This is a genomic window from Extensimonas perlucida (assembly GCF_007655255.1).
In the GTDB taxonomy this organism is placed as follows: domain Bacteria; phylum Pseudomonadota; class Gammaproteobacteria; order Burkholderiales; family Burkholderiaceae_C; genus Extensimonas; species Extensimonas perlucida.
The window spans coordinates 39,564-52,616 of sequence record NZ_VMYE01000023.1 but is presented as its reverse complement, the minus strand read 5'-3'; the positions used below and the strand labels follow the sequence as shown (position 1 = coordinate 52,616).

The 13,053-nt window shown below is 65.0% G+C and carries 18 protein-coding genes and 1 pseudogene; 14 read left to right on the top strand and 5 right to left on the bottom strand.

Annotation, left to right across the window (positions count from 1 at the left end):
• Window positions 1–1,170, top strand: a pseudogene (locus FK527_RS14890) (Tn3-like element IS1071 family transposase); the annotation flags it as partial.
• Between the two features lie 1,121 nt (window positions 1,171–2,291).
• On the opposite strand, the gene FK527_RS14870 reads toward FK527_RS14890, so the two are convergent.
• Window positions 2,292–2,573, bottom strand: a complete 282-nt coding sequence (locus FK527_RS14870; RefSeq protein ID WP_011114071.1) for a type II toxin-antitoxin system YafQ family toxin — start codon at window positions 2,571–2,573, stop codon at window positions 2,292–2,294.
• Complete coding sequence (locus FK527_RS14865; RefSeq protein ID WP_011114070.1) at window positions 2,560–2,823, bottom strand: type II toxin-antitoxin system RelB/DinJ family antitoxin; 264 nt, start codon at window positions 2,821–2,823, stop codon at window positions 2,560–2,562. Before FK527_RS14865 ends, FK527_RS14870 begins: the two co-directional genes overlap by 14 nt.
• A 172-nt stretch (window positions 2,824–2,995) precedes the next feature.
• Here FK527_RS14865 and FK527_RS14860 point away from each other — a divergent pair, with 172 nt between their 5' ends.
• The 13 genes from FK527_RS14860 (at window position 2,996) to kfrC (ending at window position 11,073) form a co-directional block, all read left to right on the top strand.
• Complete coding sequence (locus FK527_RS14860; protein ID WP_011114069.1) at window positions 2,996–3,424, top strand: antirestriction protein; 429 nt, start codon at window positions 2,996–2,998, stop codon at window positions 3,422–3,424.
• A 44-nt stretch (window positions 3,425–3,468) separates the two neighbouring features.
• Window positions 3,469–3,687, top strand: coding sequence for a hypothetical protein (locus FK527_RS14855; RefSeq protein WP_012478187.1), 219 nt, complete (start codon window positions 3,469–3,471; stop codon window positions 3,685–3,687).
• An 11-nt stretch (window positions 3,688–3,698) separates the two neighbouring features.
• A complete protein-coding gene (locus FK527_RS14850) occupies window positions 3,699–4,907 on the top strand; it encodes a hypothetical protein (protein ID WP_011114068.1) in 1,209 nt (402 codons plus the stop codon).
• Window positions 4,908–4,923: 16 nt separating this feature from the next.
• Window positions 4,924–5,181 carry a transcriptional repressor KorC gene (gene korC, locus FK527_RS14845; RefSeq protein WP_011114067.1) on the top strand — a complete coding sequence of 86 codons (258 nt, stop codon included), beginning with the start codon at window positions 4,924–4,926 and terminating at the stop codon, window positions 5,179–5,181.
• A gap of 157 nt (window positions 5,182–5,338) precedes the next feature.
• Window positions 5,339–5,575, top strand: a complete 237-nt coding sequence (gene kleA, locus FK527_RS14840) for a stable inheritance protein KleA (protein WP_011114066.1) — start codon at window positions 5,339–5,341, stop codon at window positions 5,573–5,575.
• Window positions 5,576–5,783: 208 nt separating this feature from the next.
• Window positions 5,784–6,110 carry a KleE stable inheritance protein gene (gene kleE, locus FK527_RS14835; RefSeq protein WP_011114065.1) on the top strand — a complete coding sequence of 109 codons (327 nt, stop codon included), beginning with the start codon at window positions 5,784–5,786 and terminating at the stop codon, window positions 6,108–6,110.
• 1 nt (window position 6,111) lies between these two features.
• The gene (locus FK527_RS14830) at window positions 6,112–6,441 is read left to right on the top strand and encodes a DUF2761 domain-containing protein (protein WP_011114064.1); all 330 of its coding nucleotides are present in this window, start codon (window positions 6,112–6,114) and stop codon (window positions 6,439–6,441) included.
• Between the two features lie 106 nt (window positions 6,442–6,547).
• Window positions 6,548–6,856 carry a transcriptional regulator KorA gene (locus tag FK527_RS14825; RefSeq protein WP_011114062.1) on the top strand — a complete coding sequence of 103 codons (309 nt, stop codon included), beginning with the start codon at window positions 6,548–6,550 and terminating at the stop codon, window positions 6,854–6,856.
• Window positions 6,853–7,617, top strand: coding sequence for a ParA family protein (locus FK527_RS14820; protein WP_011114061.1), 765 nt, complete (start codon window positions 6,853–6,855; stop codon window positions 7,615–7,617). Before FK527_RS14825 ends, FK527_RS14820 begins: the two co-directional genes overlap by 4 nt.
• Complete coding sequence (locus FK527_RS14815) at window positions 7,614–8,663, top strand: transcriptional repressor gene korB (protein ID WP_011114060.1); 1,050 nt, start codon at window positions 7,614–7,616, stop codon at window positions 8,661–8,663. Before FK527_RS14820 ends, FK527_RS14815 begins: the two co-directional genes overlap by 4 nt.
• 178 nt (window positions 8,664–8,841) lie before the next feature.
• Window positions 8,842–9,873 (top strand): DNA-binding protein, encoded by a 1,032-nt coding sequence (locus tag FK527_RS14810; protein ID WP_144735302.1) that lies wholly within the window; start codon window positions 8,842–8,844, stop codon window positions 9,871–9,873.
• Window positions 9,874–10,043: 170 nt separating this feature from the next.
• Window positions 10,044–10,391, top strand: a complete 348-nt coding sequence (gene kfrB, locus FK527_RS14805; protein ID WP_000664557.1) for an IncP plasmid survival protein KfrB — start codon at window positions 10,044–10,046, stop codon at window positions 10,389–10,391.
• A gap of 28 nt (window positions 10,392–10,419) precedes the next feature.
• A complete protein-coding gene (gene kfrC, locus FK527_RS14800) occupies window positions 10,420–11,073 on the top strand; it encodes an IncP plasmid survival protein KfrC (RefSeq protein ID WP_000826922.1) in 654 nt (217 codons plus the stop codon).
• Window positions 11,074–11,275: 202 nt separating this feature from the next.
• On the opposite strand, the gene FK527_RS14795 is transcribed toward kfrC, so the two are convergent.
• The 3 genes from FK527_RS14795 to FK527_RS14785 are packed head-to-tail and all read right to left on the bottom strand — an operon-like array spanning window position 11,276 to window position 12,839.
• A complete protein-coding gene (locus tag FK527_RS14795; RefSeq protein WP_000718516.1) occupies window positions 11,276–11,716 on the bottom strand; it encodes a conjugal transfer protein TraM in 441 nt (146 codons plus the stop codon).
• Complete coding sequence (locus FK527_RS14790; RefSeq protein WP_011114058.1) at window positions 11,716–12,441, bottom strand: nucleotide-binding protein; 726 nt, start codon at window positions 12,439–12,441, stop codon at window positions 11,716–11,718. Before FK527_RS14790 ends, FK527_RS14795 begins: the two co-directional genes overlap by 1 nt.
• On the bottom strand, window positions 12,441–12,839 hold the full coding sequence (locus tag FK527_RS14785) for a TraK family protein (RefSeq protein WP_001127128.1): 399 nt from the start codon (window positions 12,837–12,839) through the stop codon (window positions 12,441–12,443). The genes FK527_RS14790 and FK527_RS14785 overlap by 1 nt, the downstream gene beginning before the upstream one ends.
• Window positions 12,840–13,053: the final 214 nt, after the last annotated feature.

Below are 13,053 nucleotides of genomic sequence, written 5' to 3'. Positions count from 1 at the left end.
GAGCCGCGCTCTACCGACGAGCTGCTGATGGTCTATGCCGGCATCATGGCCCACGGCACCAGTCTGACTGCGGTCGAATGCGCGCGCATGATTCCGCAATTGTCTGCCACCAGCATTCGCCAGGCCATGCGCTGGGCGCGGGACGAACGGCGTCTGAGCCAGGCCTGCCAGGCTGTGCTGGAATTCATGCAGCGACACCCGATTGCCGCCACCTGGGGGCGGTCCGATTTGGCATCTTCTGACATGATGACCATGGAGACCACCAAACGGGTGTGGCAAGCCCGGCTTGATCCTCGGCGCAACACACCTTCCATTGGAATCTACTCCCATGTAAAAGACCGGTGGGGCATCTTCCATGCGCAGCCCTTTGTGCTCAATGAGCGCCAGGCGGGCGTGGCCATTGAAGGTGTCATCCGCCAAGAAAAGCTGGAGACCAGCCAGCTTGCTGTGGATACCCATGGCTACACCGACTTTGCCATGTCACATGCCCGTTTGCTTGGTTTTGATCTTTGCCCGCGGTTGAAGGAACTCAAACAGCGCCACCTCTTTGTGCCACGCGGCACCAAAGTGCCCGCAGAAATCGCTGCGGTGTGCGAAGCCAATGTCGACGTCGCTTTGATCGAAAAGCATTGGGATAGTCTGGTGCACCTGGCAGCCTCGGTCATGAGCGGACATGCCAGTGCGGTGGCAGCTCTTGCGCGGTTCGGTTCTGCCGCCCAGGGCGATCCAATCTATGAGGCTGGCGTGCAATTGGGGCGGTTGCTGCGTACGGCGTTTTTGGCTGACTACTTTGTCAAGGACGCTTTCAGGAACGAGTTGCGCCGGGTGCTCAATCGGGGCGAGGCTGTTAACGCCCTCAAGCGCGCCATTTATACCGGCCGGATCAGCCCGGCGCAGGCCAAACGTGTCGATGAAATGCAGGCTGTGGCCGATGCGTTGAGCCTGATGGCCAACATCGTGATGGCGTGGAATACCTCACAGATGCAGGCGGTCCTGGATCGCTGGTCGAACCGCCGCCAGGTCATTCCACCGGAACTGATCGGGAAGATTGCGCCCACCAGGCTGGAGAGCATCAACTTGCGGGGTGTGTTTCGCTTCCCGGTTGACCGCTATGCTGACCAAATCCTGCCTTCGCGGCCAAATGCATCGATAACTGGCACCAATGGATGAAACCGACCACGGTTTGACGCCACGAATCGCAGATTTGAAAGTGAACAGGAAAGTCAATGAAATCAACGATCTACCAACACCACCTCCGCGCCAGTGCTAGCTTTTCGTACCGTCACTTATTGCACTGAAAACGAGGAGACCCCTCACCGGGCCGGTGGCCCTCGCCGCTGGGCTTTGCGGCCCTGACGGGCCTTCCTGGCCCGTTTCCGGGGCCTTCCCTGCCCTGCCCCACCGGCGCGGCCGTTGTGGACAGTTTCGGGACAAGTCGGCCGAGGCCGGCCGGCGCAGCCCTGACGTTGACACTTGAGGGGCAGCGGGGCCGGCGCGATGTTGACACTTGGGGGGCAGCGGCCGATTTCGGCCTGGTCGAGCCGTCCAGGCGGCCGCCGAGGCGGCCTAAGTGCCTGATCGGCATGGAGTTATCCACCGAAGTTGTGGATAACCCTGTTAGGAACCCTGCCCCGGTATTGACACTTGAGGGGCGGCCCTACTGACACTTGAGGGGCGCGGTTCTTGACACTTGAGGGGCAGCGTATTGACACATGGGGGGCTTATCCATTGACACTTGAGGGGCGGCCTCTTCGCGCTTTTCCTTGGCGTGACAACGGTTTACGCGCGTTTTTCGGTCATGCTAACCAGGTTTTTAACCGTCTTTATAACCTTTTTATATAACCAGGTAGTTTTAACCAGAGGCTGGCGAAAAAAACGGCAACACGGCCCAAGCTACCGCGCAGCATGACCGGCCGCCGAAGGGGGGAAACCCCCCTTCTCGATCCCACCCGGCCGCAAGCGGCCTCCCATCCCCCCAGGGGCTACGCCCCTCGGCCGCCTTGCGGCCTCACCCCACAATGGAGCGCCTTCGGCGCTACGGCTTAGGAGAGCCAGGCGCAAGCGCCTGGCGGAAGGCAGTAAGTTCGAGAGCTTGCGAGGGGGCAAAGCCCCCTCACACTCCCCAACCAGGTCGCCGCGGTTCGACCGGCCGCGCGATCCTCAAGCATCGCAGCAGCTCCACCGCCGCAGGTTTTACGCCAAGGAAGGGGGTCGGCCAGCTCGGCCGGTGGCGCGGAAAGCGCCCCTCAAGTGTCAATGAAACGTGAGACGCGGGGCCAGGCCCGCGCCGATCACAAGCCGAGTTCGGAGTGAGAGCCGAGGCGCACCAGGCGCAGCGTGTCGGCGTCGGGCTTCTGGTAGATCAGCACCAGGTCGGGCTTGACGTGGCAATCCCGGTGATCCTTCCAGTCCCCGGTCAGCGCGTGGTCGCGGTGCCGAGGTTCCAGCGGCTGGTCGTCGGCGAGCGCGACCAGGACGGGCACCAGGTCGGCGTCGAGCGTGGCCCGGTGCTGCCCTTTCGCCTCGCGCTTGTAGTCGCGCTTGAACTGGCCGGTGCGCTCAATCTGCCGCATGCAGATCGGCCATCAGATCGTTGACGGTGGCGAAGCGCGGCAGCTTGCCCTTGCGGGCTTCCTTCATCGCCTCGATGGTGGTGGCGTTCGGAATCAGCGGCTCGAAGGGCAGCGCCTTGTCCTGGGCCACCTTCGTGAGCAGCAGCCGCACCGCGTCGGACACGGTAAGGCCCATCGCGGCCAGGACGGCCGCCGCTTCTTCCTTGATCGCGCCGTCGATGCGCGTTTGTACGAGCTGGTTTGCAGCCATGATTGGTTCTCCGGTTGGGTTCGTGAATTACATTGTAATGCACGCCAAGGGAAAGGGCAAGGTTTAGCGGCTAAAACGTTTAGCTAAAGTGCTTGACGATTAGGACATTTTGCCCTAATATAGCACTTGAAGGCCGGGCATTTCGCCCAGGTCAACTACCGGAGAAAGTCCGATGAACACCCAAGAGCAACCCGTTACCGCTTCCCTGGTCGCCGAGGCCCAGCGCCTCGACTTCCTGCCCGCCTACTTCGGCCCGCGTCTGATGATGCGCGGCGAGGCCCTGGTGTATGCCTGGCTTCGCCGGCTCTGCGAACGCTACAGCGGCGCGTATTGGCACTACTACACCTTGTCGGACGGCGGTTTTTACATGGCCCCCGACCTGGCCGACCGCCTGGAGATCGAGGTGGACGGCAACGGCTTCCGAGGCGAGTTGTCGGCCGACGCCGCCGGCATTGTCGCAACCCTGTTCGCGCTGGGTCAGCTCGCGGCCGAGGCCGCCGACACGGACGCCGGCGATGCCCTGATCGACCGCTATCACTTCCTGCGCGGCTTCGCAGCCAGCCACGCCGAGGCGGCCGCGATCTACCGGGCTATTGACTGATGAGGGGCGGCCCCGGCTTCGGCCGGGGCTTCCAGGAGGCGACCATGACCAGGAACAACGCTCCCCAGGCACCGACGAACAGCTACGCGACGGACGGCAAGTGCCACAACGCCGAGCCGGGCACCTACGGCCACGAATGCGGCAAGCCGGCCGCATGGATCGGCACGAACCACAAGGGGTTCAGCTCGGGATTCTGCGACGACTGCAAGCGCCACGGCTACGAAGCCCGCGACGTGATCGCGTGGCGGCGTGCTGACACTTGAGGGGCCGGCCGATGGCGAAGAAACGCAAGACGCCGGCCCAGCCGGGCCAGGACTGGAACGCGCCGGCGGCCGAGCTGCTGGCCGAGCTGCCCACCGACCGCGACGAGCTGCTGGCCGCCGCCGTGGCGGCCGTGGTGGAGATCGACGCGGCGATCATGCGCGGTGACGGTGCGGCCGCCGAGGCGGCCAGCGACCGATACGAGGCCGTCATCTGGAAGATGAACGGCGGAACGCACGTGGGCAGCATGGCCGACCACGACGCGCCCGGCCAGGTCATCGAGCGCCATTGCGCGGCGGTGCCTGGCGACGTGCCCTTGTGGGGCCAGCGCGGCCAGTTCCTGGTCGCGGATGGCGACATGCGCGCCCTGGTGGAGTACGAGGCCGGCTACGGCGGGCCGCTGGGTGCCCACTTCCAGTTCCACGTCATCGACCTGGACAGGCCGTTTATCTCCGAAACGGGCTACCGCTCGCACTTCGACACGGCGCAGGGCTGCATGACGGTGGACGAGGTTGCGCGCGGCATCCTGGCTGCGCAGCGAGCCGAGAAGAAGCGCCCGGTGATGGTCGAGGCCAGCTACCGCGACCGCCTGGCCGATGCTCCCCTGCCCGCTTGGCTGGCCGGCTTGGAGCCGCCGGCGCGGCGCGCACCGGCGACCGTCCTGGTGCCGCCGGGGTTCGTCCTGGTCGATGTGGTGCTGCCCTCGCATCGGGCCTTCATCGCCAGGCGCTGGGCGGCCGAGGCCGCGACCAGGATCAAGGCGGCCAGGGCCGCCGGGTTGGACGCCAAGGGAAAAATCACCGGCGCAGGCCCGGAGCGAGATCCCGCATCGCCAGAAACGACGATGACCTGCAGCATCGTCAAAGCCGACGATGCCGAGCCGGGCGAGGGCGGGCCTGTATCGCCGGAAACAACGATGCCGCGAGCGAGCGCGGCAACCTGCAGCATCGCCAGGAATGGCGATGGAGGCCCGGCCGACCTGGTGGAGTTCAAGCCCGGCCAGCGGTGCGAGATCGTGAGCGTCCATCACCCGGTTTTCGACCGCTACATCGGCAAGCGCATCATCATCGTGAAGGTGCATCCCGACACCCGCCAGGTGTGGGCGCACGACGACAGGCCGGTAACGTACAAGACCAATCGCGCAGGCCGGCGCGTGGTCGATTCAGACCCGAGCTGCATCCAGTCGATCTACGGCTTCGACCAGTTGCGGCTTATCACTTGACCAGGAGAACGAACGAATGACGAACGACGCCAATATCCGGCTGGAGTGCTTGAAGCCGGCCGAACGCTGGGCGCAACCGACCGGCGAGGAAGTCCGAGAGGTGCTGCGCCTGGCCGGGTTCAGCGGCAGCAAGGCCGCGAAGGCGCTGGGGCTGGGCGCGAAGGGCGACCGCACGATCCGCCGCTGGATCGGCGAGGACACCCCGATTCCCTATGCGGCATGGGCGATCCTGTGCGACCAGGCCGGGCTGGGCGTGATCTGGAAAGAGGATTGACGCCAAGGGAAAGGTTTTAGCGGCTAAAGTTTAGCCTTCGGATTCCGGTAAAGCGAAAAAAGTTTAGCTAAAGTGCTTGACAGGTTAGGGCATTTTGCCCTAATATAGCACTTGAAGGCCGGGCACATTGCCCAGGTCAACTACCGGAGAAAGTCCGATGAGCGACAACAAGATTATGCCCTGGATTGACGAGCTGGAGGGCGCGGCAGCGACCGACTTCCCGGCCCGCCGTGACGAGATCGCGGCCATGATGGCCGAGGCGGCCGAGCTGGTGTGCAAAGCCGAGGAACTGCGCGGCAAGGCGTACTTCGCCGGATGCTCCCTGGAGGGGCAGGCCAAGGGCCATTGGTCGATGGAAGCCGTCGAGCAGGCCAAGCGCCGGGCCGGCTGGTAAGAGCACATGGCCCGGTCGGCAACGGCCGGGCCTATCGAGGACGCCAAGAAGGAGTATTGCGTGAGCCGAGGCAAGATCAAGGGCGGCCCCAGGTGGAGGAACGCCCCGGAGTGATCCGGGGCGCTTGGCCTGGTGCTGGCACACCGTAACCATGCTTCCGAGTGGGAGCACCCAGCATTCAACACGTAAGCGCGTGGAGGGTCAAGCTATGTCCAACATCATCAAGTTCCCCAAGGAGATCGAGCAGCCCGCCGCGCCCGCGCCGGTGGAGCCTGCCGCCGCGTCTGCTGCCCCCAACAAGGCCCCCGGTGCTGGCCTGCTGGCCGGCCTGGTCAAGTTCGTATGGGTGGCGACCGTGCTGGTCTGGCCGATCCTCAAGTGGGTGCTGTCGATTGCCACCTTCTTCCAGTTCGTGCGGATGCTCTACCACTGGAACACGCCTGGCGTGTATGCCGGTTGGTCGTTCCTGGCGTACTTCGCGGTGCTGACCGCGATCACCTACTTCGTTTCGATCTACAAGCCGAAGGGGCTTTGACATGAAAAAACAGACCCTACCCTACCCGCCGGGATTCGTGGAGCCGAACACCGGCCGGGTGGCCGTCCTGGTGCGCGAGTACGCGGCCAGCGACTTGAACGGCGATGCGCCGGCCTATTGGTACAGCGCGCAATCCGAGGAATGGGGCCTTGACCCCTGGCGACTGGTGGAAGGCGTCGATCCGCACACCGCCGGCGGTCAGTTCGACGTGTGCTTTGCCAACGGTTCGAGCCGCACGGTCGGCCCGCTGATGACGTTCTTCATGAGTGCCGCTGACGCGGCCAGGTTGAACGCCAAGAAAGAAGATCACGCGCCCATTTTTAGCCGCTAAAACGCTTGACGCGGGCGGCGAGTTTAGCTAAACTTCTGCACATGGTCGGCGGCTGGCACCGCCTTTTGTTCAACAACCGGGTGTGGAGTTTATATGGGTGTTCTCCATGAAGAAACGGCTAACCGAAGCCCAATTCCAGGCGGCGATCAAGGGCCTGGAGATCGGGCAACAGACCATCGACATAGCGCGCGGCGTGCTGGTCGATGGAAGGCCCCAGGCCGAGTTTGTGGCCTCGCTGGGGCTGACCAAGGGGGCGGTATCGCAAGCGGTCAGCCGCGTGTGGGCAGTGGCGGGGGAAGTGCTCCCGCAGGGCTTCGAGCGGGTGACGGCGGTACTGCCGGAGCATCAAGCGTTCATCGTCAAGCGTTGGGAAGCCGACGCCAAGGGAAAGAGGAAACAGGAACCCAACTCATGAAAACACTGGTCACGGCAATTCAGAAAGGCGGTCAAGGCAAGACGTTCGCAACCTGCCACCTGGCGTTCGACTTCCAGGAGCGCGGCCTTCGGGTTGCAGTGATCGACCTGGACACCCAGGGCAATGCGAGCTGGACGCTGGCCGGCCACGACTCGGGCTATCCCGCCAGTCGCATGTTCACCGCCGGCGGCGACGAGCTGCGCGCCTGGTTCGCTGACCGGGAGGATGACGGCCTGGCGCTGATCGCGGCAGACGCCAACCTGGCGAACCTGGACAAGATGGAGCTTTCCCAGGCGGCCGCCGCGCTGCGGGCCAGTGTGGCCGCGCTGGGCGAGTTCTTCGACGTGTGCCTGATCGACACGGCCCCCTCCCTTGGCGTCGCCATGACGGCGGCCGTGCTGACGGCCGACTACATGCTGTCGCCCATCGAAATGGAGGCGTACAGCTTGCAGGGCATGAAGAAGATGGTCGCGGTCATCAGCAACCTGCGCAAGCAGAACCCCAAGCTGCGCTTCCTCGGCATGGTGCCGAACAAGGTGGACGCGCGGAAGCCGCGCCACGTCAACAACCTGGCGACGTTGCAGCAGGCATACCCGCAGCTCATCTTGCCGTTCAGCATCGGCGCGCGTGACAGCATCGCCGAGGCGCTGGGCGAGCAGATGCCGGTGTGGAAGATCAAGAAGACCGCCGCGCGGAAGGCCACCCAGGAGGTGCGTGCGCTGGCGGATTACGTGTTCACGAAGATGGAGATCGCGCAATGAGCGCCAAGACCAACGCCAAGAAGAAGGAGCAGGACAAGCCGCAATCGTCCGGGCTGGGCCTGGACGGGCTGGGCGACCTGGCCGGCCTGCTGAACGAGCAGCCGGCGGCCAACGCCGGCGGCGCAGGCCCGCAGGAGCTGCCGCTTGACCTGATCGACGAAGACCCGCACCAGCCGCGCACGGCCGACAACCCCGGCTTCTCGCCGGAGAGCATCGCGGAGATCGGCGAGACGATCAAAGCGCGCGGCGTGAAGTCGCCCATCAGCGTGCGCGAGAACCCGGACGCACCGGGGCGCTACCTCATCAACCACGGCGCGCGGCGCTATCGCGGCTCGAAGTGGGCGCACAAGACCACGATCCCGGCCTTCATCGACAACGACTACAACGAGGCCGACCAGGTTATCGAGAACCTGCAACGCAACGAGCTGACGGCGCGTGAGATCGCCGACTTCATCGGCCGCGAGCTGGCGAAGGGCAAGAAGAAGGGCGAGATCGCCAAGGAGATCGGCAAGTCGCCGGCCTTCGTCACGCAGCACGTCACGCTGCTGGACTTGCCCGAACCCATTGCCGAGGCGTTCAATAGCGGCCGGGGCAAGGACGTGACTGTCATCAACGAGCTGGTGACGGCCTACAAGAAGAACCCCGACGAGGTGGCCGCCTGGCTGGCCGACGACAGCCAGGAGCTGACGCGCGGCTCGGTGAAGCTGCTGCGCGAGTTCCTGGAGGACAAGCGCAGTCACGAGGACGGCGACCGTGATCCCAACACCGTCGATGCGCTGACCGGCAAGACCGACGCCGAGGCCGGCGACGGCGAGCAGGGGCCGCAGGATGATGACGCCAAGGGGAAGAAGGAGCCGAAGGAGGCCGACCCCGACAAGCTCAAGAAGGCCATCATCCAGGTCAAGCACGACGACCGGCCGGCACGGCTGATCCTCAACCGCCGGCCCCCGGCCGAGGGCTGGGCCTGGCTCAAATACGAGGATGACGGCCAGGAGTTCGAGGCCGACCTTGGCACCGTGCAGCTTGTCGCGCTGCTGGAGGGCTGACACGCCCAGCGCCGGGCATCGCCGACCACCGACCCCCACCCATCGCCCCGCCATCGAGCGGGGCTTTTTTTGCCCGCGTTTTAGCCGCTAAAAAAAGTTCAGCTAAACCGCTTGCGTAGTGTTGTATGTTGTAGTATGCTTCACGCTACAACATACAACCGGCCAAAGGAGGCCCGACATGGCGATCTCGAAGGAGCAGATATTTGCGGTGGCCGACGAACTGGACGCGGCCGGCCAGAACCCCACGCTGGCGAACGTGCGCAAGCAGCTCGGCAGCGGCAGCTTCACCACCATCAGCGAGGCGATGAACGAGTGGCGCGCACGCAAGGCCAGCCAGGCCGCCCCGATCCGCGAGCCGGCACCGCAGGCGATCACTGACAAGCTGGCCGAGCTGGGCGGCGACTTGTGGGCCGTGGCGCTGGAAATGGCGAACAACCGCCTGGCCGCCGAGCGCGAGGCGCTGGAGGCCGTGCGCCAGGAGACGGAAGCAGCGCGCCAGGAAGCCGCAGAGCTGGCCGACCAGCTCACCGGCGAGCTGGACGAGGCCAAGGCCCGCATCGCGGCCCTGGAGGCCGTCGAGGCGGCCTCCAAGGGCGAGGCCGACGAGCTGCGCGGCAAGCTCGCGGCGACCAGCGAGCGCGCGGCCACGGCCGAGGCCAGGGCCGGCGAGCTGCGCACGGAGCTGGATCACGCCCATCAGGAAGCCCGCCAGGCGCGCGCAGAGCGCGACAAGGCCCAGGAGAGGGCCACGGCCAGCGCCGACCAGGTGGAGGCCCTGCGGGCCGACCTCGCGGCCGCGAACAGCCGTACCGCCGAGATCGAGCGCCGCGCCGGCGAGCTGCGTGCCGACCTGGAGCGGGCGAACCAGGCGACCGACCAGGCGCGCGCCGCTCAGGCCGAGCAGCGGAAGGCCACCGAGGCGGCCGCCGCCGAGCGCGACCAGGTGCGCGCGGAGCTGGTGAAGGTGCAGGCCAAGGCCGAGGCGGCCGAGCAGGCCCACCAGGAGCAGCGCAAGGCGATGGCGGCCGAGGCACACCGCCAGGCCGAGCGGCTGACCGCCGCCCAGGGCGAGCGCGACCAGGCGAAGCGCGACGCTGCCCAGGCCCGCGAGGAAGCGGCCGGGCTTCGCGGCCGGCTGGAGGCCCTGGAAACCGTCATGGCGCAAGGCCGGGCGGCCGATCCGACCAGCGGCGGACGCAAAAAGACCTGATAAATCGGTTGGTTTTCCTTAAAATTACCCTGGAACCCTGACAAAACGCACAACCCGGCCGCTGGGAAGAGCCGGCCTCTCTTTGCCGAGGTCGGCTTTTTTGTTGGAGCGCGGCTTGCATGGGGCCACCATCACCCTTTTGAGAACTACGGCAACCATAGGAGTGCCCGATGAAAGAACGCCTCTTGGTCATGAACGGTCAACGCATCGTTCAGGCCGAAAAGGACGGCGCTTGGACGAATCAGAAAGTAGACAAGGCGGGCGCGTTGAAGCCCGGCATCTACAACCTGTACACGGCCCAAGCGGCCGACAAGAAGCAGACCCACGCCGGCGTGATCGTTCATGCCGACGCCACCAACGTGTACCAGCAGATCGGCAAGAACTTTGTCATGCACGCTCGGTCAGATTTCGATAAAGTACCTGAAATTGGGAGCGCAAAGAGCATCAGCTACAACGCCCAGGGCAAGGCGGCAGTCGCCGCAGAGGCCCCGAAACTGACGCGGGGGCGCTCCATGTAGCTTTAGCGGCTAAAAAGGAGGCACGCCCTTGAAACGACTCACCATCCCCGGCAGCGGCACCGAGAGCCGCGCCACCAAGCCGGCCCGCGTCAGCGCGCCGGCCACCCTCGGCGGTGCCGCCTTCGGCGCTTCGCGCGAGGACACCGGAGCCGACTTGCTGGAGGCCGCCCAGGCGGCCGAGATCGAGCAGCAGGCCACCCTAGAGGCGGCCCCGGTCGAGCAGTCCTACCCCGAAACCCTGGCGCTCTACGTGCAGGCCAAGCACGACCAGGTGGAGCACATCGAGGACAGGCTAGAAAACCTGATCGACCGGCAGCAGGCCCGTTTGCAGCAGACCCAGGCGTCCGCGCCTGGCCGGCTTTCCTTGCCCGGCTCTAAGCGAGCCTGGCAGAACCAGCAGGCGCAGCAGCAGGCCCGCTTGCAGACGCTTCACGCGCGCCTGGAGGCCGTCCGCGAGATCAAGGAAGGCATGGGCCTGCACTCGCCGAAGATCGAAGAGCTGGCGACGCGCAAGATGCGCGCCGAGAACCCCGAGCTGGCTTCCGATTGGGATGCCATGCGCGAGGCCGCCCGCCGGCATGAGCTGCTGATGCGCAAGCAGGAGCAGGAGCGCAAGCAATCCCAGGCCCAGGAGCGGCCAGGGAGATCGCAGTCCTTGGGCCTGTCAGCCAGGCCCGCATAAAAACGAAGCCCGGCGGTCGCCGGGCTTTTTTCTCGAGCATCGCCATTTCTGGCGAGGGAGGCCCGCCGAGGGCCTGGTGGAATCATCCTGCAGCATCGTCACAAGCGACGATGCCGGGAGCTGGCCAGCATCGCCGAACCTGGCGATGCCGCCGGCGCGGTCGACCATCGCCAGTTCTGACGATGAGATCCCGCATCGCCATCTACAGCGAGGCCCACAGGGCCAGGCCGGCGGCCACGACCGCCATGCCGGCCGCGACCATGTTCATCATGGCGACGCGCCGCGCCTCGCGGATCGGCGCGACGAGCTGCGCCGTCACCGCCTCAACCTCACGCCGCACGGCCTCGGCGGCCGCCTTCGCGCCCTCCTGCATTCCCCGCGTCATGGCGTCCTTGCTGGCCGCCAACGCCGCGTTGAGCGTCCTTTCCGCCTTTCCCTTGGCGTCATCACCCCATCGGTGGGCGATGGACTCCAGTTCCGACTTGAAGGCGTCCAAGATTTCCTGCTGGGCCGATGCGCTGTCCTGCATCAGCTTCATGTTGATGGTCTGGAGGATCAAGATCGGATCGTCGCGGCCCACGGCGATGCCGTGCTTGGCCGCGATCTCCCGTATCAGCTCCTCGATCTTGTCGTCGGCCGCCATCAGAGCACCGCCGCGTTTTCGAGCTGGGCGAAGAGCTGGGTTTTCACGATCTTGAGCCGCTGCCGCGTCATGATCGTGAGCGCCGAATCGGCCAGGGCCTCATCGAAGGTGCGCCGATCCTGGAGCATTTCGGCGAAGTCGCGGCCGTAGGTTTCCTCTTTCAGCGCCGGAATCTGGATGATGGCGGACACACGGCCCTTGTTGGTCGTGTACGCCTTCAACTGCTCGAACCCCTTGCCCTCGTGCTCGATTGGCCCCCAATACGGGTTCAGCCAGACCACGAACAGGCATTCGGCCGGGAACTGGCTGGCGAGCTGGGCGAAGCCGCTCACCGTGTCCACCAGGGCCTGGCCGCCGGTGACGACCGTATGCACCACGAGTTCGTGGCCCATGTCCTGGAGCAGCGCCGGCACCTGGTTGCTGATGAGGTAGTGCGACAGCGGCACGAACGAGCTGGCCCCGTTGTCGATGATGACGTCGCCCTCGGCCGACGCGATCATCTCGACCAGGGCGTCGAAATTCCGGGTGTTGATCTCGTCGCCGTCCATGATGTTGAGCCGGCGCACGTTGAGGGCTTTGTAGCCCTCGAACGTCGCGTTCACCGGATCGGTGTCGATGCAAAGCGGCTTCTGTCCCTTGCCGGCTTTGTACTGCGCGATGGTGGCCGCGATCATCGACTTGCCGACGCCGCCCTTGCCTTGCAGAACCATGTGAATTTTCGCCATTACAGTAAATCCTCTTTCTTTGGAGTCGCATCAAACGTGAAGCCGCCGATCTTGGGCGGCTCACTCTTGGATTCCGAGGCCGGCGGGGCGGCCTTCGGCTCGGGCTTCGCGCCCTTGGGCTGGCTGTCCGGGGGAGTGGCGGGAGGCGGCGGGGAAGCTACCGGCGCGGCCTTGATGTACCGCTTCACGTGCTGGGTGAAGGTTTCGTACCGACAGCGCAGCCGGCCGGTTTCCTTCATGTGCTCCCAGATCGTTTTCATCGCATAGCCCGCATCGAGCGCCGCTTGAACGTCGCTCTTGACGGCCAGGAACGCGACCACGTGCTTGTCCTGGCGCGGCTTCTTGGCTTCCCGTCCCTTCACCCATTCAGCCAGCTCTTCGGGGTAGGTCTTTGGCATCGTGTTCGTCCATCTAATCCTCTCATCGCAAATGTAACGCTACTAAGCGGCGCTACGGAAACGCAAAAAGTCCGCTATCGGCGTGCATTGGCACGCTTCGATAGCGGCATTATGGGCCATTGTGGCGGTTTTCGCTATATCCGTTGCTGCTTTTGCGGCCTGATAGCGCGATAGTTGCGGATAAATCGTAATGGCTGGTGTAGACTTTCCTTGG

Excerpts from the sequence above, each read along its gene's own strand:
- FK527_RS14790 (WP_011114058.1), bottom strand. The coding sequence starts at position 12,441 with ATGGCGAAAATTCACATGGTTCTGCAAGGCAAGGGCGGCGTCGGCAAG.
- kfrB (WP_000664557.1), top strand. The coding sequence starts at position 10,044 with ATGAAAGAACGCCTCTTGGTCATGAACGGTCAACGCATCGTTCAGGCC.
- FK527_RS14820 (WP_011114061.1), top strand. The coding sequence starts at position 6,853 with ATGAAAACACTGGTCACGGCAATTCAGAAAGGCGGTCAAGGCAAGACG.
- FK527_RS14810 (WP_144735302.1), top strand. The coding sequence starts at position 8,842 with ATGGCGATCTCGAAGGAGCAGATATTTGCGGTGGCCGACGAACTGGAC.
- FK527_RS14785 (WP_001127128.1), bottom strand. The coding sequence starts at position 12,839 with ATGCCAAAGACCTACCCCGAAGAGCTGGCTGAATGGGTGAAGGGACGG.
- FK527_RS14830 (WP_011114064.1), top strand. The coding sequence starts at position 6,112 with ATGAAAAAACAGACCCTACCCTACCCGCCGGGATTCGTGGAGCCGAAC.
- FK527_RS14795 (WP_000718516.1), bottom strand. The coding sequence starts at position 11,716 with ATGGCGGCCGACGACAAGATCGAGGAGCTGATACGGGAGATCGCGGCC.
- FK527_RS14865 (WP_011114070.1), bottom strand. The coding sequence starts at position 2,823 with ATGGCTGCAAACCAGCTCGTACAAACGCGCATCGACGGCGCGATCAAG.
- FK527_RS14850 (WP_011114068.1), top strand. The coding sequence starts at position 3,699 with ATGGCGAAGAAACGCAAGACGCCGGCCCAGCCGGGCCAGGACTGGAAC.
- korC (WP_011114067.1), top strand. The coding sequence starts at position 4,924 with ATGACGAACGACGCCAATATCCGGCTGGAGTGCTTGAAGCCGGCCGAA.
- FK527_RS14815 (WP_011114060.1), top strand. The coding sequence starts at position 7,614 with ATGAGCGCCAAGACCAACGCCAAGAAGAAGGAGCAGGACAAGCCGCAA.
- kleA (WP_011114066.1), top strand. The coding sequence starts at position 5,339 with ATGAGCGACAACAAGATTATGCCCTGGATTGACGAGCTGGAGGGCGCG.
- FK527_RS14870 (WP_011114071.1), bottom strand. The coding sequence starts at position 2,573 with ATGCGGCAGATTGAGCGCACCGGCCAGTTCAAGCGCGACTACAAGCGC.
- FK527_RS14855 (WP_012478187.1), top strand. The coding sequence starts at position 3,469 with ATGACCAGGAACAACGCTCCCCAGGCACCGACGAACAGCTACGCGACG.
- FK527_RS14825 (WP_011114062.1), top strand. The coding sequence starts at position 6,548 with ATGAAGAAACGGCTAACCGAAGCCCAATTCCAGGCGGCGATCAAGGGC.
- FK527_RS14860 (WP_011114069.1), top strand. The coding sequence starts at position 2,996 with ATGAACACCCAAGAGCAACCCGTTACCGCTTCCCTGGTCGCCGAGGCC.
- kleE (WP_011114065.1), top strand. The coding sequence starts at position 5,784 with ATGTCCAACATCATCAAGTTCCCCAAGGAGATCGAGCAGCCCGCCGCG.